Below are 268 nucleotides of genomic sequence, written 5' to 3'. Positions count from 1 at the left end.
CTCCACCACCCGGCGGTCCACCGCGTCCGTGTTGGACCAGAGGCGGCCGAAGAGTTCCTCCACCCGCAGGCGCGACTGGTGGCAGAACGCGTCGGCCAGGGCGTGGGCCTCCTTGCCGTGCGGGTCGCCCGTGGAGCGGAGCCATTCCGCCCGTACGCAGGCCGCGCTCATCGCGAAGAGCTCCGCGCCGATGTCCACGATCCGGCCGAGGAACGCCTGCTTGAGCTCCATCCGGCCCTGCCACCGCGACATCGCGTAGAACGTCGAC

1 protein-coding gene is annotated in these 268 nt (G+C 71.3%); it reads right to left on the bottom strand.

All coding sequences use genetic code 11. The features are described 5' to 3' along the window. The coding region (locus AC0IXA_RS27540; protein ID WP_471814919.1) for a hypothetical protein at positions 1-268 on the bottom strand (268 nt) is incomplete at both ends.

The organism is Pseudomonas sp. AC083 (genome assembly GCF_979253165.1).
This window is presented reverse-complemented; position numbering and strand designations above follow the sequence as displayed.